The following is a 22,278-nucleotide window of genomic DNA, read 5'->3' as shown; positions in this document are numbered from 1 at the left end:
CGTTCTTGGCTGGTCACCCGCGCGACCCTGTGGCAGAACCATCCCTGACCGACAGGGAGCGCGCGCATGAGCAATTTCGGAAAAGGATGTCACCTGCATCTGATCGACGGATCGGCCTTTATTTTCAGGGCCTATCACGCGCTGCCTCCGCTAACCCGCAAGTCGGATGGTCTGCCGATTGGGGCGGTGTCCGGGTTCTGCAACATGCTTCAGAAATATGTCGAAGGGAACACCGGGCCGGATGCGCCAACCCATGTGGCGGTGATTTTCGACAAGGGGTCGCACACATTCCGGAATGATCTGTACGACCTGTACAAGGCCAACCGCGAAGCGATGCCCGAGGACCTGCGCCCGCAAATTCCACTGACCCGCGAGGCGACAAAGGCGTTCAATATCGCCTGCAAGGAACTCGAAGGCTATGAGGCCGACGACATCATCGCCACCCTGACCGTGCAGGCGCGCGAGGCTGGGGGCCGCGTGACCATCGTAAGCTCTGACAAGGATCTGATGCAGTTGGTCGGTGACGGCGTCGAGATGCTGGATGCGATGAAGAACAAGCGTATCGACCGGGACGGGGTGATCGAGAAGTTTGGAGTTGCTCCTGAGCGCGTTGTGGATGTTCAGGCGCTGGCGGGGGATTCCGTTGACAATGTGCCGGGCGCTCCGGGAATCGGGGTCAAGACGGCGGCGCTGTTGATCAACGAATACGGTGATCTGGAAACACTGCTGGACCGGGCCGAGGAAATCAAACAGCCCAAGCGCCGACAAACCCTGATCGAAAAGCGCGATCAGATCGAACTGTCGAAGAAACTGGTGCAGCTGGACGAGAACACACCGCTGGATTTCACGCTGGATGACCTTGAAGTGAGAGAGCCCGATGTAGAGACCCTGCTGGGTTTTCTGGCGGATATGGAATTCCGCACACTGACCAAACGGATCGCCGACAAGCTGGGGGCCGAAGCACCGGCCATCGCCGACGCTCCGACGCCTGCGGCCAAGGAAGTTGAGGCCGAGACGATCCCGTTTGACGCGGCAAGGTATGAATGTGTCCGCGATGCAGCGGCTTTGCAAAAGTGGATCGATCTGGCCCATGAACGAGGCTGGATCGCTGTTGATACCGAAACCACCGGTCTGAATGAAATGATCGCGGATCTGGTCGGTATTTCGCTGTGTGTCGAGGCCGGCGAAGCCTGTTACATCCCGCTGACCCACCGCGATGGTGCGGCGGATGATCTGTTCGGGTCGGACGCGCTGGCTGAAGGGCAAATGCCTCTGGATGAGGCGCTGACGCTGCTGAAGCCGGTGCTTGAGGACCCCTCGATCATCAAAATCGGGCAGAACATGAAATACGATGCCAAGATTTTCCGGCGTCACGGTATCGATGTGGCCCCGATCGATGATACGATGCTGATGTCCTATGCCATGCATGGCGGTGAGCATGGGCACGGCATGGATACGCTCTCGGAACGGTATCTCAGCCACACGCCGATCCCGATAAAGCCGCTGCTGGGGTCAGGCAAATCTGCGATCACCTTCGACAAGGTGCCGATCGTCGAGGCCACCGCCTATGCCGCCGAGGATGCGGATATAACGCTGCGCCTGTGGCAACTGTTCAAACCGCAGCTCCACCGGGTGCAGGTGACGACTGTCTACGAGACGCTCGAACGACCACTTGTGCCGGTTCTGGCCGAGATGGAGATGCATGGCATCAAGGTCGACCGCGACGTGCTGAGCCGTATGTCGAACGCCTTTGCCCAGAAAATGGCCGGTTTAGAGGCTGAAATCCACGAACTGGCGGGTGAGAACTTCAATGTCGGCTCACCCGCGCAGTTGGGTGAGATCCTGTTCGACAAGATGGGCCTAGAAGGTGGCAAGAAGGGCAAGACCGGCAAGTACTCGACCGGGGCTGATATTTTGGAAGATCTGGCGACCGAGCATGAACTGCCGCGCAGGGTGCTGGATTGGCGCCAGTTGTCCAAGCTGAAATCAACCTATACCGACGCGCTTCAGACCCATATCAACCCCGACACGGGCCGGGTGCACACGTCTTATGCCATCACCGGGGCGAATACCGGACGTCTGGCCTCGACCGACCCCAATTTGCAGAATATCCCCGTGCGCACCGAGGAGGGCCGCCGCATCCGCGAGGCCTTTGTCGCCGAGCCGGGCAATGTTCTGGTCAGCCTCGACTACAGCCAGATCGAGCTGCGCATCCTGGCGCATATCGCCGACATTTCGACCCTGAAACAGGCCTTTGCCGACGGGCTGGACATCCACGCCATGACCGCGTCGGAAATGTTCGACGTGCCGCTGGACGAGATGACGCCGGACATCCGCCGTCAGGCCAAGGCGATCAACTTTGGTGTGATCTATGGCATCTCGGGCTTCGGACTGGCGCGCAACCTGCGCATCCCGCGGGCCGAGGCACAGGGTTTCATTGACCGCTATTTCGAACGCTTTCCGGGCATTCGCCAGTACATGGATGACACGGTGGCATTTGCCAAAGAGCACGGCTATGTCCAAACTCTGTTCGGGCGCAAGATCCACACGCCCGAGATCAACGCCAAGGGGCCGCATGCAGGATTCTCGCGCCGGGCGGCGATCAACGCGCCGATTCAGGGCACTGCGGCGGATGTGATCCGACGCGCGATGGTGCGGATGCCGGGTGCGATCAACGGGCTGCCCGCCAAGATGCTGTTGCAGGTCCATGACGAATTGTTGTTCGAAGTCGCCGAGGATTCCGTGGATCCGCTGATCGACGTGGCGCGCGAGGTGATGGAGGGTGCCTCGGACCCGGCGGTGAAACTGGATGTGAAGCTGAGCGTGGATGCTGGCCAGGGTGCGAACTGGGCCGAGGCGCACTAGCACCAGGTCAGCCTTCCGGGTCAGCCCTGTGGCCTGACCCACCCTTCGACCATACGTTTCACCGAAGGTCCTAGGACCAGGATCACCGTGAACGCGATGGGCCAGCAAAAGGCCCAGGACGCCATCCAGTCGCCCAGCGTTTCAGGATGGAACCCCACTGCCTTGACCGTAGCGATCCCGGTGACGATGCACGACATCAGCCCTGACATGATCAGTCCAAAGATGGCATGGGCAAAGCGGGCAGGGATCATATCGGGCATCCTCGAAAACGGCTTGCCCGATATGTGCGCCTTTCGGGCAGCGAATTCCAGCCCGATGAACGGCGTCAACGTCGCATCCAAGCCAGGGTCGCATCCGTTCGAGCCGTCGAAGGCGCGTATTCGGCGCTGACCCAACCGCTGTAACCAGCATCATCCATTGCCGCGAAAAGCTGCGCGAAATCCGTAGGCCCGCGTCCCGGTTCAGAACGTTCGGGGGCGGCCCCAATCTGGGCGTGGACAACACTGGGGTGAAAACGCTCCCAGACGGCCAGCGCGTCGCCGTGGATCATATGTGCGTGAAAACTGTCATATTGCAGACCGACATTCGGGCGATCCACGCGGCCCAGTACCTCGGTCGCCAGATTATAGTCGTTCAGGAAATAGCCGGGTTGGGACATCGGATTGAGGGGTTCGATCGTAAATGTCTGCTGCGGTGCGAAATCGGCGGCCCACTGCAAGTTTTGCACGAAGCAGTCCAACGCATCCGTCCCGGCTGCGTATCCGGACATGATATGAATGAAGCCCGGCCGCAGCACCTGAGCGTAGCGCAGAACGCGGCGGATATCAGACTGAAACCGGGACGCACCGCCGGGGATGGCGGCATAACCCGGCACGCCACCGGTATAATTCGGCGGGGGCGCGTTGATCAGAACCAGTTCGAGTCCGTTGGCCAGCAAGGCACGCCGGGTTTCTTTTGCAGCAAGTTCGTACGGAAACAGGATCTCGACCGCCTGGAACCCGGCATCTGCCGCTGCCTGAAACCGATCCAGATACGGAAGTTCGGCAAAGAGCAATGAGATATTCGCGGCGAATTTTGGCATAGGCGGCCCATGGATTTCTGGTGGCCCGACCTTATCCGCGCGTTGATTTCTGTGAAAGTGACAGAAAACGACAGTTTGTCGAAATTCGACCAGATCGACCCGATGAAATCGGAAACGCTTCCTGCATTGCGGCGAATCAATTTTCTGACGCCGTGCCAATGGAAGGTTTGAAAACGATGGCGATGAGCCCAGACCCCGTCCGCGGGAACAGCCTTTCTGCGCCGGCGGGACAGCATTCTGCCTTGTCGGGCAACGGGTTGGCCGTGGCATCGATGCTGACATGGGCGGCCGGGTTTCCGGCGGCCGAGGTGCTGTTGCAAACATGGCCGCCCGTCGCCCTGTTGGCCGCGCGACTGGCGCTGGCCGTGTTGGTGATGGTGCCGGTCTGGCTGATTCTGGACGGGCCGCGCCGGGTTGTTTCAGCCCGCTGGGGTCATGCAATGACCGTCGGCGGCCTTGGAATCGGGTCGGGAATGTTCCTGTTGATCTTGGCGCAAAAGCTGACCGACCCGGTGACGGTGGCAATCATCGTCTCTTGCGCACCTTTGGTGGCCACATTGCTTGAATTGGCTGCTGGCACACGCCGGCTGAAGTGGAATTTTGCGCTGGGCGTAACTGTATCGATTGTCGGCGGGTTGATCGCCACCAGCGCCTTGGCCCCGGCCCAGTTGGGTCTGGGCGCGGCCTGTGCGGTTGGATCAACGGTGCTATTTTGCTGGGCCAGCATGGCAACCGCCCGGGATTTCGCCGAACTGAGCCAGACCGGACGCACGACGATCACCTTTGTCGGAGGGCTGGCCATGGCATCGCTGCTGGTTTTCGGATCGGCGCAGTTTGGTCTGGACGTGATGCCTGCAACTGCGTTCGACATGCAACAGGCAGGCATGCTGATGATCTATGCGCTTATCTCAATGGGTCTCAGCCAGGTATTTTTCATCACCTCCGTCGGCAAGCTAGGCGTGGCGCTGGCCTCTTTTCACATCAATGTTGCCCCGTTCTACGTGATGCTGATCATGCTGATGCTGGGGGACGAATGGAACTGGACCCGGGCATTGGGTGCGAGCATTGTTGCAATGGCTGTCGTGCTGGCACAGGATCGCGCGCCACGGTTAGCTCAGGTCGGCTGAGGGGATCAGGCCAAAGAACTGCCCGCCTGACCAAACACCGAACCAGCCGTCATGGTGCGTTCCGATCTCGACGAGGCGGTAAAAGCTTTTGCGGTCTATCCGAGCTTCGAGGTTGTCGCGGATCAATATGTAGGGTGAGGGTTCGTCTGTTTCAGGGTCGATAACAATTCGTATCGGATGATCAGCTCCGGCCACAGCCCTGTCGCCAACATGGGTTGTGAAGGTCAACGACTGGTCCTTTCCATCCCCGTCCCGGTCGAAATCCACAGCGACAAACGGCGCGTCTTCGACAGTGATTCCCACCTTTTCGACCGGGGTGACGAGGAAGAATTTGCCGTCTTCCTTCTTAAGAATTGAGGAAAAAAGCTTCACAAGCTCGAAACGGTTGATGGGTGAGCCTAAATAACTCCATGTGCCATCTTTTGCGATCTTGATATCCAGATCGCCGCAAAACGGAGGATTCCAGAGGTGAACGGGCGGTAAACCGTTGGTTTTGGCCGCTTTGACCGATGCCGCCAGACCATCTGGCGACGGTTTCACAGGTTTTTGTCCGCTCATTGCTTTTGCCATTTCCTCTCAGCGCGATACACTTCAATCATAATAGTCCACGGAAGGGAAAGTCATGACCGAACCTGCCGACCTCGTAGCCGAGATCGAAGCGCTGGAAAACAAGCTGCAAGAGGCCAAGGCCTCGATCACCCGCCGCTTCATCGGGCAGGAGAGGGTCGTGGACCTGACGCTGACCGCACTTTTGTGCGGCGGCCATGCCCTGTTGATCGGTCTGCCGGGTTTGGGCAAGACACGCTTGGTCGAGACTCTGTCGACGGTGATGGGCCTGCATGGCAGCCGCATTCAGTTCACGCCCGATCTGATGCCCGCCGATATTCTTGGGTCCGAGGTTCTGGACACTGCCGACGATGGCAGCCGGCATTTCCGGTTCATTCCCGGCCCGATCTTCTGTCAGTTGTTAATGGCGGATGAAATAAACCGGGCAAGCCCGCGGACACAATCGGCACTGTTGCAGGCGATGCAGGAACGCACCGTTACCGTGGCAGGCGAGGACCGTTCATTGGGTACGCCGTTCCACGTGCTGGCAACGCAAAACCCGATTGAGCAGGAAGGCACCTATCCGCTGCCCGAAGCCCAGCTTGACCGGTTCCTGGTACAGATTGACGTCGAATACCCCGACCGCCAGACCGAGCGGGATATCCTGCTGGCCACGACCGGGGTTGAAGAGGAAGAGGCACATCAGATTTTCAGCAAGGAAGAGTTGCTGGCTGCGCAGGTCTTGTTGCGCCGGATGCCGGTCGGAGAATCCGTCGTTGAACTGATTCTTGATCTCGTGCGGGCCTTCCGCCCCGAAGAACCCGGTGTGTCCGAACGGGTTGCCGAAACCGTGGCCTGGGGTCCGGGCCCCCGTGCCGCGCAGGCGCTGATGATGACGGTGCGGGCGCGTGCCATGTTGCAGGGACGCCTGGCACCAAATGCCGAGGATGTTCTGGATATGGCGCGCCCGGTGCTCAGCCACCGGATGGCACTGAACTTTGCGGCAAGGGCGCGTGGTGACAGCCTTGCAGAGCTGATTGACTCGACCGCTGTCGGGCTGATCCGGACCGAGGCCGCGGCGTGAATGCCGAGCTGACCCTTCGCGAGAGATCCGAAGCCGAGGCATCACGGCTGCCGCCCCTCTTGGCGCGGGCCGAGCACTTGGCCGGAACCGTTCTGCTGGGCGACCACGGTCGACGGCGGTCCGGGATGGGGGATGATTTCTGGCAATACCGCCCGGCGCAGGTCGGCGACAGCCGTCGCATGATCGATCACCGCCGCTCGGCGCGGGGGGATCAGCAGTTCGTACGTGAACGGGAATGGCAGATCGCGCAATCCGTGATGTTATGGGTCGATCAGGGGGCTTCGATGCGGTTTGCGTCCGACAAGACCCTGCCGACCAAAGCGGATCGCGCGCGGCTGTTGGGGCTGGCGACATCCATCCTTCTGGTGCGCGGCGGTGAACGCGTAGGTCTGACCGGCACCACCTTGCCGCCCCGGCGCGGCAATGCGCAGATCATCCGGCTGGCGCAGGCCTGGTCCGAGGATAATCAAGCGGACTACGCCCCGCCCGAACACCGCGCCATGATCCCTCATGCCCGCGCCGTGTTCATCTCGGATTTTCTGGGCCCGATGGATGAGGTTGAACTTGCCCTGACCAAAGCCGCCGACCGTGGCGTGCGCGGTGTGGTTCTGCAAGTGCTGGATCCGGGTGAAGAGTCGTTTCCCTATCGCGGGCGCACCATTTTCGAAAGCGTCGGAGGGTCTGTCCGACACGAAACGCTCAAGGCTGCCGAGCTGCGGGACCGTTATCTGGAACGCCTGGCGCACCGCAAGGACGCGCTGAGGCAACTGTGCCGAGCGACGGGTTGGCAACTGGGCCTGCACCACACGGGCGACAGCGCGCAAGCGGCTCTGTTATGGCTTTATCGGGCCTTGGATGGGGGCACGCGATGACGGTTCTGGCGGGCATCGGCTTTACCGCGCCATGGGTGTTGCTGGGTCTTCTGACCCTGCCGATCCTGTGGCTGATCCTGCGCGCGGTTCCGCCCGCACCGATCCGCCGCTTGTTCCCGGCGGTCACGCTGCTGTTGGGCCTGAAGGATGACGAAAGCGTATCCGACCGCACCCCATGGTGGCTGCTGCTGCTGCGGATGCTGGCGGCGGCTGCGATCATCATCGGGCTGGCAGGGCCGGTTCTGAACCCGTCACGGGATGAAACCGGAACCGGGCCGCTGCTGCTGGTGCTGGACGCCAGTTGGGCCGGAGCCGCGCGCTGGCCGGCGACACTTGACCAAATCGACACGCAATTGTCGGAGGCCGGGCGCGCGGGCCGAACCGTTGCGATTTTGCGCCTGACAGAGCCGGAAACACCGGTGTTTCAGGCTGCGGAAGCGTGGCGCGGGCGTTTGCCTGGGCTGACCCCGAACCCCTGGCAGCCGAATGCGGATCAGGTTGCTCAAACCATTGCCGCGTTGAACGCCGTTGACGGCGGGTTTGATACCCATTGGTTCAGTGACAGGCTGGACTATGCAGACCACGCTGAACTGGTGTCCATCCTTCAGGCGCGCGGAGATGTGACGGTCTATCAGGCGGCCTCCCGGCCCGTTGCAATCCGGCCTGCGGCCTATCAGGACGGGCTGATCCAATTGACCGTTCAGCGCGCGGGCCCCGGACCGGAAGACCGTGTGACGGTATTGGCGCAAGGCCGTGATCCGGCGGGCACGGCCCGGGTGCTGCATTCCGTTGAGCTGACCCTTGAAGCCGGCGAAAGCACGGCGCAGGCCGATCTGGCGCTGCCGTCGGAATTGCGCGCCCGTATCACGCGGTTTGAAATTCAGGGCCAAAGGTCCGCCGGGGCCGTGACTTTAACCGATGACAGTCTGCGCCGGCGCGAGGTTGCGCTGATTGCCGGAACCCGCAACCGTGAAGGGCTGGAGCTGTTGTCACCCCTGCATTACCTGACGCAGGTCCTGGTCCCGACCGCAGATTTTGTCGATGGCGGCCTGCTTGAGGTTCTGCCCGCCAACCCGGATGTGATCGTCCTGTCGGACGTGGCGCAGATGTCGGAGCCGGAAGAGGCCGCTTTGATCGAATGGGTCGAACAGGGCGGGCTTCTGCTGCGTTTTGCCGGTCCGCGCATGGCGGCCAGCGATCTGGGCAGGGATACCGAAGACACCCTGTTGCCGGCGCGGCTGCGCAGCGGTGGACGATCCGTCGGCGGTGCGATGAGCTGGGGCGAAGCCAAGACGCTGGCTCCATTCCCCGAGAGCTCTCCGTTTTTTGGCCTGGATATCCCAAAGGACGTGGTTGTTTCGACCCAAGTCATGGCGCAACCAGACCCTAACTTGGCGGATCGCGTGATTGCTTCGCTGTCCGACGGAACTCCGTTGGTGACACGCAAGGCTTTGGGGCTTGGGCAGGTGGTGCTGTTTCACGTCACTGCGGATGCCGAATGGTCCAGCCTGCCGTTGTCGGGCCTGTTCGTCGAGATGCTGGATCGTTTGGCCGTGGCTTCGGCAGCCAAGTCGCGGCAAGAATCGCAACTGCAAGGCACCACGTGGGAGCCGGTTCAGATTATGGACGGGTTTGGCGCCCTGTCAGATGCCGGAACCCTGGCCGGTGTGGATGGCGTTCAGCTGATCTCGGGCCGGATCGGGCCAGATTTGCGTCCGGGTCTCTATGAAAGCGGAAAGCAGAAGCTGGCATTGAACGTGGTCTCGGAAGAAACCGAGCTGCGCCCGGTGACCTGGCCCGCCAATGTGCCGATCAAAGGGCAGGAGGTCAGCACGGAAACCCCGCTTGGTGGCCTGTTGCTCAGCCTCGCACTGATCTTGCTGACGGTTGACGTAATTGCCTCGCTGGCCTTGTCGGGCAGGCTGGGTCTGGCGCGAACGGCGGCTGCCGCGATGGCCGCTTTTCTGCTGGTGCCGGACGTACAGGCGCAGACGCCCGAAGATACCGAATTTGCCCTTGCCGCAACGTACGAGCTTGTGCTGGCGCATGTGCTGACCGGTGAGGCGCAGGTGGACGATATTGCCGAGGCCGGATTGCGGGGCTTGGCGCAAACCCTGTTCTTTCGCACCTCTGTCGAACCGGCGGACCCAATCGGCGTTGATCTGGAACGAGACGAACTGGCATTCTTTCCGCTTCTCTATTGGCCCATTACGCCGAACCAGCCGCAACCTTCGGCCGAGGCGTATATCAAACTGAACGCTTATTTGCGTTCGGGTGGGATGATCCTGTTTGATACGCGCGATGCGGATATTGCCGGTTTCGGCGCATCCAGTCCGAATGGCCGCAAGTTGCAGCAACTGGCCGGACCGCTGAATATCCCTGCATTAGAGCCGATTCCCCGCGATCACGTCCTGACCAGAACATTCTATTTGCTCCAGGATTTCCCGGGCCGCTATTCCGGCGCAGAAGTCTGGGTCGAAGCTGCACCCGGGGATGCAGAACAGATCGAAGGGATGCCTTTCCGAAACCTCAATGACAACGTGACACCGGTGGTTATCGGCGGCAATGACTGGGCCGGGGCCTGGGCCGTGGATCGCAACGGCCAGGCCCTTTTGCCTGTCGGTCGTGGGTATGCCGGGGAACGGCAACGCGAACTGGCCAATCGTTTTGGCGTCAATCTGGTGATGCACGTGCTGACCGGGAATTACAAATCCGATCAGGTCCACGTGCCCGCCCTTTTGGACAGGTTGGGACAATGACCGGAACCGTCATATTCGACCCTCTGATCCCGTGGCCGCTTTTGGCTGCTGTGGGGGCGATTGCCACTGTCGGAGTAGCTCTGGCCTTGTGGCGCGGTTTGTCGGGCTGGGCCTTGCGGGGATTGGCGGCCCTGGTTGTCATCGCGGCACTGTCCGGTCCGGTCTATCAAGTCGAGGACCGCGCGCCGCTGACGGATATCGTTTTGATGATCGAGGATGAAAGCGCCAGCCAGACACTTTCGGACCGGGCCGAACAGACTGCGCAGGCCGCCGAAGATCTGGCCGCCGAGATCGAGGCGCGGGACAATACGGAACTGCGCCGCATTCGGGTCGGCGACGGTGACGGGGATGAGGGCACGCTGGTCATGGCCGCCCTGAATGAGGCCCTGGCCGAAGAACCGCGTGCGCGCATCGCAGGCATTCTGGTGATATCGGACGGGATCGTGCACGATGCCGATCAGGCACTGGAATTGCCGGCGCCGATGCATCTGCTGCAAACCGGGCGTGCGGACGACTGGGATCGCCGGCTTATCGTCCGAAATGCGCCTGCTTTTGCCATCATCGGTGAATCGGTGACTTTGACCCTGCGCGTTGAAGACAGCGGAGCAGCCCCCGCGGGTGCCGCGACAGCGCCGTTGGAGATTTCCGTGGATGGTGGTGAGCCTCAGCAACTGAGTATTCCAATCGGTCGGGATGTCGAACTGCCTGTCACCCTGCCTCATGGCGGGCGCAACGTGATCCAGTTTTCCGTGCCCCTGGCCGAAGGCGAGTTGACCGACCGCAACAACACCGCGCTGATCCAGATGAACGGCGTTCGGGATCGCCTGCGCGTTCTGCTGGTCTCGGGTGAACCTCATCCGGGCGGGCGCACATGGCGCAACCTGCTGAAATCCGACAGCTCGGTCGATCTGGTGCATTTCACCATCCTGCGCCCGCCCGAGAAGCAAGACGGCGTGCCGGTGGACGAATTGTCTTTGATCGCCTTCCCGACCCGCGAGTTGTTTCTGGAAAAGATCAACGATTTCGATCTGATCATATTCGACCGCTACAAGCGGCGCGGCATCCTGCCTGCGATCTATCTGGACAACGTCACCAGTTATATCAATGACGGCGGCGCGGTTCTGATTGCGGCCGGTCCCGATTTCGCCGGAGCTGACAGCATTTTCCGGTCGCCGCTGGCGCCGATCCTGCCGGCGCAACCTTCCGCGCGTGTCTTCGAGGAACGCTTTGTTCCGAAGGTCAGCGAGTTGGGTCAGCGCCATCCGGTGACTACAAACCTTGGCGATTCCGAGGATTGGGGGGCCTGGTTGCGCCAGATCGATGTGAACCATCGCTCGGGCGAGGTTCTGATGACGGGCATTGACGAACGCCCCCTGCTGGTTCTGGACCGAGTGGGCGAAGGGCGTGTTGCGATGCTGGCTTCGGACCACGCCTGGCTGTGGAGCCGTGGCTTTGAAGGTGGCGGCCCGCAACTGGAGCTTTTGCGCCGGTTGGCCCATTGGATGATGAAGGAACCCGAACTCGAGGAAGAGGCGCTGTGGGCCGAAGCCAACGGGCAGTCCATGCGCATCATTCGACAGACGCTTGGGGATGATGTGGGTCCGGTGACTGTGACGCGCCCGAACGGCGAAACGCTGGAAATCACCTTACAAGAGGTCTCTCCGGGGCGGTTCGAAGCGCAATACTATGGGCCCGAGATTGGTCTTTACCGTTTGCAGGAAGGTGACCACATGGCCGTGATCGGGCTTGGTCCCGCCGCGCCGAAGGAGTTTGAACGCACCATCGCAACGGGGGATGTTCTTGAACCGGTTCTGGCCGGCATGCGGGGCGGCGTGATCCGGGTGGAAGATGGGTTGCCGTCGATCCGCAACGTGCGCGCCGGGCGCCCGGCGGCTGGTCGGGGCTGGATCGGTCTGACCCCGCGCGATGCCTACGAGACACGGGATGTTACCCAGGCGGGTTTGCTGCCACCTTGGCTGGTTTTGCTGTTGGCGGGAGGTTTCCTGTTGGGCGGTTGGCTGCGCGAGGGTCGGCGCTAATCGATCCTGATTGACGCCCTGTCGGATTGACCTTGCGCATCCACCACGACAAGTGAGGTGAAGCCGGTCCCCGGATTGGGGATTTCGAACTCTCGTCGCCGCTGCCCGGTCAGCACCGGCACGCCATCCGCCAGTACGGAAAACGGCCCGACGCCGCCACGCAGTTTGACCGTCAGAGGTGCTCCTGACGTCTCTAACACGGCGTTATCGGGCGGGAACAGCAGGTCCGGCGCGGAAGGATCATCCTTGAAAGCTGTCGTGCGGGGGCGAAATCGCTGCAACGGCTGAGGCAATTGGGCCGCGCCGACAAGCAAGGTCGAAGGCGGCGGTGGGCGCAGGGGCGTGAGGTCGGGTTTAAACAGGTTGAAAGCCTCGGCCAACAGGGGTGCGGCAAGGTCGCCCCCGAATGCACCGGGAACAGGCGTTCCATCGGCGCGGCCCAGCCAGACCCCTATGACGTGCTGCCCGTCAAAGCCGATGGCCCAGGCATCGCGGTGGCCATAAGACGTGCCAGTCTTGTAGGCCAGCGACCCTGTTGCACCGCCTGCCGGTGGCGCAAGCCCGGCCAGAATGTCCGAAACCTGCCATGCCGAGGTTTCCGACAGAACGCGCCGGGTGCGCTGGGCGTCTGCCAGAACGTCATGATGCAGGATCGGGCCTGTACCGCCAGCTGCCAGAGTGGTGTAAACCTGTACCAGATCGTGCAGGCTCAACCCCACGCCACCCAAAGAAATCGCCAATCCGGGTGTTGCGCCATTCAGACGTGGCTCTGACCCGGCCAACCGCAAAGCCGTCATCAACCGAGCGGGCCCCAGCTCATTCGTCAGGCGCACTACGGGGATGTTCAGCGACAGCTGTAGGGCGTCCCGCACCCGGACATCGCCACGGAAGGCGCCGTCGAAATTGCGCGGTGCGTATCGGCTAAACATCACGGGGCTGTCGCTGATCAGGGTCTCGGGATGGGCCAGCCCCTGATCGAAGGCCAGCCCGTAGACCAGAGGTTTCAGGGTCGATCCGGGCGACCGTACGGCTCGGGTCATATCCACGAACCCCTGACGGGCATCTTGATACCCGGCAGATCCGACCGATGCCAGAACCTCGCCGCTGCGATGGTCGGCTACGATCAGAGCCCCGGAAACGCGTGGTCCGACGCGGGTCGCGGTCTGTGCCACCAAGGTTTCCAGCCGGGCCTGCAATCCGGCATCCAGCGTCAGATCGAAGGCCTGGATTGCGGGTGCTTGCAGCCTCACGCGGTCAGTCAGATGGGGTGCAAAGCGCGGAAACGGCTTCATCCGATCCGGAAGGGGTTCGGTCATGGCCGCACGCGCTTGGGCATCGGTCAGGACGGTGTGGCGCACCAGCCTGTTCAGAACCCGGTCGCGGGCCTGTCGGGCGGCCTCTGGCTTGCGATCCGGGCGCCGGGCCTCGGGGGATTGCGGCAACGCAACCAACAGGGCGCTTTGCGCGGGCGTCAGCCGCGTGGCGTCCTTTCCAAACCACGCGCGGGCGCCGGCACGGAGCCCTTCCAGATTGCCACCATAGGGGGCATGGGTCAGATAAAGGTTCAGGATTTGCTGTTTGCTCAGACGCCGCTCCAACGCCAATGCGACTCTGATCTGGCGAAATTTCCCGCTCCAGCGCCCGGTTGGGCCATCTTCGATCAACCGCGCCACCTGCATGGTCAGGGTGGACCCGCCCGACACGTTACGCCCGTTCCACAGGCTTTGCCCGGCAGCCCGCAGCATCGCGATGAGGTCCACTCCGGCGTGGGTCCAGAACCGTTTATCCTCGTACCGGATCAGCATCGCGATGAAATCCGGGTCAACTGCGCCGGGCCGCAGCCTCCAGATGCCATCCTCGACTGGAAACGCCCGCAAAAGCTCGCCATTCCGGTCCCGCATCTCGACCGAAGTTTCAGCCAGAACGGAAGGCAGCGTTGTGGCATCGACCCAGCGGTCAACACCATCCCGTGCCAGTGCCGTCAGATAGAGTGCTCCGGCCAGCGCAAACAAGAGCCGCGACCGCCTAGGCATGTCGACCGCCCAAACAAGGGTATGGCGCAAGGCCGGTCACTGGATCTCGACCTGTCCGGTAGATGTCCGCGCCCGGTTCCGCGGGCGGTACATGTCCTCGACCGAGGCCGCCGGATGATGGAACACGCCAGGTGTCACGGCGCGCGCCACGTAGGCCAGCGTCACGGTTTCACGACCGGACAAATCAACGGCGGCCAGGAACCGGTCCGAGCGGAACTCGGTATGGGTGGCGTCGGACAGATCCAGCCAGTCCAGCGATCGGACATCGCCCGAGCGCAGCAGGCTTGGGTTATCAATCTCGATCCCGGCGGCCAGTGGATCGTTCACCATCAGCCGCGCGCCGCCGTTTTCGAACGGTGTTATTTGCAATACGGTGACGAACCGATCACCCACGGCAAAGCTGTCTGAATCGATCAGATCACCATCCATCGAGTAATACCGCCGTTCGATTGCATAGCCGGTGCCGCCTGCCTCGGGAGGAACCTCAGGGATGCCTGTGACCGTCAAGGTGATATCCGTCGCCTGATCGTCGGCGGCCGTGACGTTGATCTCGTCCGCCTGTCCGGATTGCAGAACTTTCACGAACGGACCGGAAACCGGCGCCCCGTTGACCATCAAGCCCGATCCCGTTGGGTCAGACACAAGCGCGTGCGCCGCCAGCAATGACCACGTGGCCTCCTGAGTGGACAGCGGCGTGCGGCCCGTGCTCACCCATTGGATCAAAGCATCGCGGTCAATCGCCTCGCTGCCCGCGTCCACTGCAAGGCTCAACAAGCCCGCTGCATCCCGAAGTTGGGTGCCGTAGTCAGCGCGCCAGACGTTCTGTTGCTGGTTCTGTTGCCGATCCAGCATCCGCGCGGCACGGTTGAACATCGCATCCGCGCGGGTCTGGTCGCCGTAAGAGGCCAGAGCTGCGCCCAATTGCGCCGCCGCCAGAGGGGTGTCGAAGGCATCCCCTTTGACATCCGCGTAATAGCGCAGATCGCCCATCGATGCCGCGCCTTCCCGCGCAAGAACCATCAGGGCATAGGCGATGTCCTGACCGCCTTCGTCGAAATCAGGCGCGTAATTGACCCTGTTCCGAAGATTGTCCATCGCCTGAGCAAACGCCCGGTCCGGCACGGGATGCCCCTGAATGCGGGCACGGGACAGGAAATCGGTCACATAGGCGTCCAGCCAGAAATCCCCGCTGTCTGCGCGCCACAGGCCAAAGGCGCCGTTTGCGGCCTGACGGGTCAGGATACTGCGGATCGAATCGGCGATGCGTTGATCCACAACCGGGCCATCCCCCAGCCCCGTGGCTTGCGCAACGGATGACAGGTACAGCAACGGCAGCGCTTTGCTGGTGATCTGTTCGGTGCAGCCATAGGGGTAATGGTTCAGCTGATCCAGCAGACCGGGCGTGTCGAATTTGGCCAACGCTCCGGCGGACAGGATGGCCTTGGCCGAACCCGGCTGGAACCCGTCAAACACATCCTGCGAAAACAGGAAGCTATCGCCTGCGCCCAAGGCAAAACGCCGCGTCTGTGCAATCACCGGATCATTGGCCCGCACCGGCATTCGCAGGGTTTGCGACAGGTCGCGCCCATCAGGTGTGGTGATCGATACGCTGATTTCAGGATCGCCGATGGCGCTGGCCGTGATCGGGATCTCGAAAACCGCCTTGCCACCGTCCTCCAGCACAAAGCTGGCCGGTGCCGCGCCCAGTTCCAAACCATCGGAGGCGGTCAGGCCAAGTGCCATTTCTCCGGATGTGCCATCCGCATGGACGATCTCAAGACGCATCCGGCTTTGATCGCCCGGGGCAAGGAAGCGCGGAAGGCTGGCAGTGACGACCACCGGGTCGCGGACGATCATTTCAGCTTCGGCCTGACCGACGGCTTTGCGCGACCACGCGACGGCCATCAGCCGGACGGTTCCGTTGAAGGCGGGAAGGGGAATGTCGATCTCAACCTCTCCATCCGCGCCGATCTCGACCGGGCCACTGAACACGGCCATCAGGTCTTGTGTCGGTGGCGGAGACTGGCGACGCATCCCGCTGTCATTGTCGCCGCCCGAGCGCACTGTGCCCATGGCTCCGTTCATGCCGTCGATTAGCCGCCCGTAGACATCCCGCAGATCAACACCCAGACGGCGCTGCCCGAAATAGTATCCTTGCGGGTCCGGGCTTTTGAACCCGGTGAGGTTCAGAATGCCCACGTCGACGGCGGCCAGCGTCAGCCAGACCGGTTCGTCGTCCACGGTATTTTCGACCCTGATACGGGCTTTTTGCGTCTGACGCGGTGCAGTGACCTCGGGCACATCGACAATTACGGAAAGTCTGCGGTCCCCTGGATCGATGCTGGCATGGGCCACGCCCATCGCCCGCGCGGGGTTCCGACCGGCTGCAACATCCATTGGGCGGATCACGGTTGCGGTGACATAAGCCCCGGCGCCCCAATCCTGGGTCACCTCAATAGGGATCAGAGTTTCCCCTTCGGGCACCTCCACGATCTGGCGATGGATCAGACGGTTCGAAAGGACTTCGATCTGAGCGACACCGGCCATGCGGGGCACGATCCGCAACTGCGCCGTATCCCCGATGCGATAACTGTCGCGATCCAACGACATTTCAAGCCGGTCCGGCGTGGTCGATGCATCGGCGGCCTGATACCAGCCCGCATAGAAATCGACGGCGGTTTCGGAATATGTTCCGTCAACTCGCTGCACCACCAGTTCATAGCGCCCCCATTCCACCGGTTGGGTCAGCATCAGAGGGTCAGAGGAGACGTCTACCTCGCCGGTGGCGACACGACTGCGGCGCGTTGTCGGTTCCCAGTTCCAGTCGCCGTGAAGCTGGTACCACTGATAGCGCGTTTCTATCTTGTTCAGCGTCCAGCGGAGACGCATAGGAATGGGCGTCAGCTCAGGAGACAGGCCAACGATCTCGAACGCAGCCTCGGTGCCTTCCGGGATGACTTCGTCGAACAGGGGTTTGACACCAATAACAGGGTGCGGCGGCAGGACGGGCGCGGTCAGGCGACGCTCGACCGGGCGGCCCGAGCCGTCGGCCAGCCGGGCGATGATTTCGGCCTCGATTGGCTTTCCTTCGGTCTCTAACACAGGGATTTTGACTGCTACGGTCGCGTGCCCCGTCGCGTCTGTGCGCATGTCTCCGAAATATGTGCTCCTGATCGAGGTTTCTGCATCATAGCGGCCAAAGCGATATCCGTCGTAGCCTGGGACCGTGTTCGCCGGGCGTGCGATGACCTGCCCGTCAATGCTCAGGTCCGACCCCGGCGCTCCAAACAGATAGCGCGCGTCGATCGCGAGCGGTGGACTGTCGCCGGGGCGCAAGGGTGCGTCGGGCAGGGTCAGTTCGAAATCGATACGCTCGGGCAGGAAATCCTCGACAAGAACGGTCTGACGCGCCAGCGCATCGCCCTTGGGATCGGATTTGATTTCAATCTTCCATGCGCCGCGCGGTACGTCTGCGGCCACGGGCAGGGCAAAGACATGGCCCCCGGCAACACCACCATCCGAGACAGACCGGCGGTATTCCACCCCGTCCGGGCGATACAGGATCGCCGTCAGAGGCAGGCCCTCGATGGCCTGCGCCTTGCCATCGCGGGACAGGGCGGTGACATGGATTACTTCGCCGGCCCTATAGGCACCTCGGTCGGTGGTCAGAAAGACATCGACCGGCCCCGCCGGTGCGCGCCCTTCAACGCCGCGATCCGACAGGTCAAAGGCAGGATCGGTCAGCGAGAGAAAGCTGAAATCGCTATCATCGATTGCCGCCGTCACCAGAGCAGGCGCGCTGGCCCCTTTGCCGCGTGTCAGGCCCGGATCGAACCTAACATAGCCGGTTTCATCGGTCTGTGCCGATGCGATGACAGCATTCGCCCCAGAGACCAGCGAAACTTCGACACCCTCGCGCGGTGCCGCGTCGCTTAGCCCGCGCACGGTCACGTGCAGCCCGTCAGTGCCCAAGGCGGTGCTGATCCCCAGATCAGAAAGCACAAACCATTGCGTTGCGCCGGGATCGTCATAGGGATCGGCCCCCGGAACCCGGGCGGTCAATGCATAGATACCCGCAGGTTGATCCGAGATCGCTTCGGCCATGGGAAGACGTGCCGTCATGGTCTGGTTCAACCGGTTTGAAACCTCGGCAGTACCCGTCCAGATGTCCTGGGCAATCTGGTCCGAGAATTCTTCCTCCTGCCATTCGCTGAGAGGGCGACCGAAAAAATCCTGTTGCACGGCACGCAACAGGTTCCGGTCGCTGACCCGCCGCAGTGTCAGGTCAAGTTCGGTGACATTGACCGTTTCGACGGGCAAGGCCGCGTCGGCAGATTTCGGAAGGACATAGCTGCGCCCTGGAAACCGAACCGAAGGCGTCCGGTCGCGTACATAATGGGTCAGTTCGATGCTGCGATTCAGTGCTTCGCCCGAGGCGGCAGGCAAGCCTTCGCGCAATGTCAGGCGATAACGCTGGCCATGCGCGACCCCATCGACGCAAAGCTGGCTGTCCTCGGCCTGCACGACCAGCCCGTCGACGTCACGTTGAACGAAGGGATCATAGTCGACCCCGGCCTTGACCAGCGATTCCGAGAATTCGATACAGATCCTGGGTGTTGCCGCATCGCTTTCGACCGAGCTGTCGACCACGCGGAAACCGTATTTGCCGATCGCTTTGTCCAATGCGGACAGCACGTCTTCGCGCGGCTGCACTTGCTCGGCCAGCCGAAGAACGGGAATCATGTCGCGCCCGCGCTCAACCTCTTCCAAGGCTTCCGCAAGGGTCATCAGGGCAGCGATCTGGGTGCCGGGGGTTTCGGCGCGCAGATAGCCATTGATCGACGCATTCAGCGCGCGGTTGCGCAGGTCGCGCCGCTCATTCCAACCCGAAGGGTTCATGGCCAGCAGCAGGCGCGCATATTCCACCCAAAGATCCGCGCTGTCGCTGAGCGATACGGCGACACCGGTCCACTGCATCGCTTGTGCGACACTGCCCGTGTCGCGCGCCGCATCCAGAACGGCCTGAAGGTCATACCCCCCTGCCGGGTGCAGGAATCCCAGATCGCGGGCTTGCTTTCTTGCGTGCCCCAGATCGTCAGAACTCAGGACGCTCAGCGCTTGTGTGCGCGTTTTTCCCAAGGTTAGGGTCTGTTCGCTGCTTGGCACCTTTTGCGCGGACAATGCGCTTTGATACGCCTCTTGTCGGTTCACGCCACTTTTGGGAAAGCAGGCATCGGATCGAGTGTTGTAGGTGAACGCCTTACATTGCGCGTTGGCCGAGCAGGCCTGAATACAGGACTTCAGATCGGTGTCGAACAACGGATCCAGATCCGACCCGTAAAAATCCGTATCCCGAGAGGTGACATAGCGGAACTCGGGCACCGCACTCTGCGCCAGAACGGCAGCGGGAAGGATCAGAAGGAAAACTAAGTAAGTTATTGAAATAAAAACAAAGCGGTGCATCGTGCTCTCCTCTTTGCGCTCAACCTTGCATGGCGCGCGCCTGTAGCGCAACGGCTTAAAGAGTTTTTCATTCCCTGTCGCGATGCTGAGATCCGAACGTCCCGGAATCGATCAAAATGAGTCTTGCAAACAAACTGGCACAGGAACGGCGTGCGCGTCTGGCAGCCGAACGAATGCTTGCCTTGAAACAGGCCGAACTTTCGGCCGCCAATCGCAAACTGGGCCAACACGCCATGGCGTTGACCAGGCGCATTGGTGAAACTCAGGCCGAAGTCGAAACCGTTCGTGGCGAAAACGAAAAGGTCAAATCGGATCTCACCGTCGCTCATGCCAAGATCGAGATTGCCGAACGCCGCCTTTGGCATTCGATCCAGACGATTCAGGACGGGTTTGCATTCTTTGACGGCGACAGCAGGCTCATCAGCGCAAACGCTGCGTATCTCAGCGTGTTTGAAGGGCTGGATGAGGTGGCGCCAGGGATTTCCTACCAGCGCATTCTGCAATTGCTGACCACCGAAGGAATTGTCGATACCGGTGACGAAACTGCCGAGGAATGGCAGGCCAGAATGCAGGCACGCTGGAATCGGGCCAATCCACCTCCGATCGTCATGCAATTGTGGAACGGTCACTACATCCGCCTGATCGATCAGCGTGGCAGCGGCGGTGACGTGGTCAGCCTGGCGCTCAACATCACCGCGTCGGTCCGGCACGAAACAGAACTGAAGGCTGCCCGCGAACGGGCGGAAGCAGCCAACAGGGCCAAATCAGCATTTCTCGCCAATATGAGCCACGAAATCCGCACGCCGATGAATGGTATCGTGGGTATGGCCGAACTGCTTGATGAATCTCCGCTGGACGAAGAACAGCGGCTCTATGTCAACACCATCCGCAATTCGGGTGAGGCATTGTTGGTTATCATCAACGACGTGCTTGATTACTCCAAGATCGAGGCGGACAAATTGGTTTTGCACCCTGAACCCTTCGATCTGGAGCGCTGCATTCTTGAAGTCGCAATGCTGTTGCAGCCAAGCGTGCGCGACAAGGGGCTCACGTTGCTTGTGGATTACGACCTGTTCCTGCCCACCCTTTTCGTGGGCGATCCGGGCCGAATACGGCAGGTTCTGACCAATCTGGTCGGCAACGCAGTCAAATTCACCACGGAAGGGCATGTCCTGGTCCGTGTGACAGGCGTTCCGCATGCTCAGGCTCAGACATGCGACATCCATGTTGCCATCGAAGATACCGGCATCGGTATCGATGCGGACAAGATCAACCACGTTTTTGGTGAGTTCAATCAGGTCGAAGATGAACGCAATCGTCAATTTGAAGGTACCGGGTTGGGTCTTGCGATCACCAGGCGCCTGATCACCATGATGGGCGGTTCAGTCTGGGTCGAAAGCGAACCGGGTCGGGGATCCTGTTTCGGGTTCAGGGTGTCGCTGCCCACGGCAGAAGGCCCACAGCCCGAGCCTCCGAAACTGGCGGATTGCGTGAAACACGTCATGGTGGTCGAGGATCTGGCCGTAAACCGGGCCATTCTGGCGAAACAACTTGGCCGTTTGGGGGCCGAAGTGACGGTTTGCGCATCAGGGGCCGAGGCGCTGGCAGAAATGCATGACGCGATTGAACTTGTCCTTTGCGATCATGATCTGCCGGATATGGATGGCTTGGATCTTGCCGTCACCCTCAAAGACCGTGGGTGGGGCGACGCCTCGGTCATCGTGATGTCTGCAAATCCATCTCTGATCCACACGCACCCAGCCCGTGAACTGATCGACGGTGTGTTGCAAAAACCGATCCCCAGGGCCGAGTTGTATTCCAGGCTCGTGGCTCTCAAGGACATCCCGCCGCCAGAACGTCGTTCGACGCAGCGAAAACCCGTCTCTGACGGCCAAGAACCCAAGGTCTTGGAAACAAGGCGCATGAAGGTACTTGCGGCCGAGGACAATCTTACCAACCAGCTGATCCTTAAAAAGATGGTCAAAGACCTGCATATAGATCTGCGATTTGCGCCCAATGGAATAGAAGCCGTCGAGATCTTTCAGGAATTTGACCCGGACTTGATCTTCATGGACATATCGATGCCAAAAATGGACGGCAAACAGGCCACTGCTGAAATCCGCAGGCTTGAGGTCGAAACAGGGCGTCATGTCCCGATCGTCGCCTTGACGGCTCATGCAATGGCCGGTGACGATCAGGGCATCCTGTCCGCGGGGTTGGATCACTACATGACGAAACCGCTGCGCAAAAACCACATTCATCAAATGATCCTGCAACACCAACCGGATGGCGTAAGCGAAGTCATGGACAATCACCTCGCCCAGAAGCATGCACCCATGTGTGACCGCAAACAGGATCCCACTTCATCTGGCTGAAAATATCCCGGTGAGCGCGAGGGGCTGGCCCCTC

The 22,278-nt window shown here is 61.2% G+C and carries 13 protein-coding genes; 8 read left to right on the top strand and 5 right to left on the bottom strand.

What is annotated here, in order from left to right:
- Positions 1-66: 66 nt before the first annotated feature.
- Positions 67-2,865, top strand: coding sequence for a DNA polymerase I (gene polA, locus GOW31_RS18500; protein ID WP_171172123.1), 2,799 nt, complete (start codon positions 67-69; stop codon positions 2,863-2,865).
- A 20-nt stretch (positions 2,866-2,885) separates the two neighbouring features.
- On the opposite strand, the gene GOW31_RS18495 is transcribed toward polA, so the two are convergent.
- The gene (locus GOW31_RS18495) at positions 2,886-3,206 is read right to left on the bottom strand and encodes a DUF2798 domain-containing protein (protein ID WP_371813789.1); all 321 of its coding nucleotides are present in this window, start codon (positions 3,204-3,206) and stop codon (positions 2,886-2,888) included.
- On the bottom strand, positions 3,191-3,946 hold the full coding sequence (locus GOW31_RS18490; RefSeq protein ID WP_171172121.1) for a hydroxypyruvate isomerase family protein: 756 nt from the start codon (positions 3,944-3,946) through the stop codon (positions 3,191-3,193). Before GOW31_RS18490 ends, GOW31_RS18495 begins: the two co-directional genes overlap by 16 nt.
- 9 nt (positions 3,947-3,955) lie before the next feature.
- Here GOW31_RS18490 and GOW31_RS18485 point away from each other — a divergent pair, with 9 nt between their 5' ends.
- The gene (locus GOW31_RS18485; RefSeq protein ID WP_171172119.1) at positions 3,956-4,117 is read left to right on the top strand and encodes a hypothetical protein; all 162 of its coding nucleotides are present in this window, start codon (positions 3,956-3,958) and stop codon (positions 4,115-4,117) included.
- Positions 4,105-5,073: a DMT family transporter gene (locus GOW31_RS18480; protein ID WP_171172117.1), complete on the top strand. Its 969-nt coding sequence runs from the start codon at positions 4,105-4,107 to the stop codon at positions 5,071-5,073. The genes GOW31_RS18485 and GOW31_RS18480 overlap by 13 nt, the downstream gene beginning before the upstream one ends.
- On the opposite strand, the gene GOW31_RS18475 is transcribed toward GOW31_RS18480, so the two are convergent.
- Positions 5,056-5,631, bottom strand: coding sequence for a DUF1285 domain-containing protein (locus GOW31_RS18475; RefSeq protein ID WP_171172115.1), 576 nt, complete (start codon positions 5,629-5,631; stop codon positions 5,056-5,058). The two genes, GOW31_RS18480 and GOW31_RS18475, sit on opposite strands and share 18 nt — an antisense overlap.
- Before the next feature lie 64 nt (positions 5,632-5,695).
- Here GOW31_RS18475 and GOW31_RS18470 point away from each other — a divergent pair, with 64 nt between their 5' ends.
- Genes GOW31_RS18470 through GOW31_RS18455 form a run of 4 tightly spaced genes read left to right on the top strand, consistent with a single transcriptional unit; the run spans position 5,696 to position 12,373 of the window.
- Positions 5,696-6,703: a MoxR family ATPase gene (locus GOW31_RS18470; protein WP_152459465.1), complete on the top strand. Its 1,008-nt coding sequence runs from the start codon at positions 5,696-5,698 to the stop codon at positions 6,701-6,703.
- Positions 6,700-7,575 carry a DUF58 domain-containing protein gene (locus tag GOW31_RS18465; protein WP_171172113.1) on the top strand — a complete coding sequence of 292 codons (876 nt, stop codon included), beginning with the start codon at positions 6,700-6,702 and terminating at the stop codon, positions 7,573-7,575. Before GOW31_RS18470 ends, GOW31_RS18465 begins: the two co-directional genes overlap by 4 nt.
- Positions 7,572-10,334, top strand: a complete 2,763-nt coding sequence (locus GOW31_RS18460; RefSeq protein ID WP_171172111.1) for a DUF4159 domain-containing protein — start codon at positions 7,572-7,574, stop codon at positions 10,332-10,334. The genes GOW31_RS18465 and GOW31_RS18460 overlap by 4 nt, the downstream gene beginning before the upstream one ends.
- A complete protein-coding gene (locus tag GOW31_RS18455; protein WP_171172109.1) occupies positions 10,331-12,373 on the top strand; it encodes a hypothetical protein in 2,043 nt (680 codons plus the stop codon). The genes GOW31_RS18460 and GOW31_RS18455 overlap by 4 nt, the downstream gene beginning before the upstream one ends.
- Here the strand turns inward: GOW31_RS18455 and pbpC are convergent.
- Entirely contained in the window at positions 12,370-14,406 is a 2,037-nt protein-coding gene (gene pbpC, locus GOW31_RS18450; protein WP_171172106.1) for a penicillin-binding protein 1C, read from the bottom strand. The genes GOW31_RS18455 and pbpC overlap by 4 nt on opposite strands.
- 36 nt (positions 14,407-14,442) lie before the next feature.
- Positions 14,443-19,869: an alpha-2-macroglobulin family protein gene (locus GOW31_RS18445; RefSeq protein WP_171172104.1), complete on the bottom strand. Its 5,427-nt coding sequence runs from the start codon at positions 19,867-19,869 to the stop codon at positions 14,443-14,445.
- Between the two features lie 116 nt (positions 19,870-19,985).
- On the opposite strand from GOW31_RS18445, the gene GOW31_RS18440 reads away from it, so the two are divergent.
- Positions 19,986-22,244, top strand: a complete 2,259-nt coding sequence (locus tag GOW31_RS18440; protein WP_171172102.1) for a response regulator — start codon at positions 19,986-19,988, stop codon at positions 22,242-22,244.
- The last annotated feature ends 34 nt before the right edge of the window (positions 22,245-22,278 follow it).

Source organism: Ruegeria sp. HKCCA0370 (assembly GCF_013033705.1).
In the GTDB taxonomy this organism is placed as follows: domain Bacteria; phylum Pseudomonadota; class Alphaproteobacteria; order Rhodobacterales; family Rhodobacteraceae; genus Ruegeria.
The sequence above is the reverse complement of the archived record's forward strand: the minus strand, read 5'-3'. Positions and strand labels throughout refer to the sequence as shown.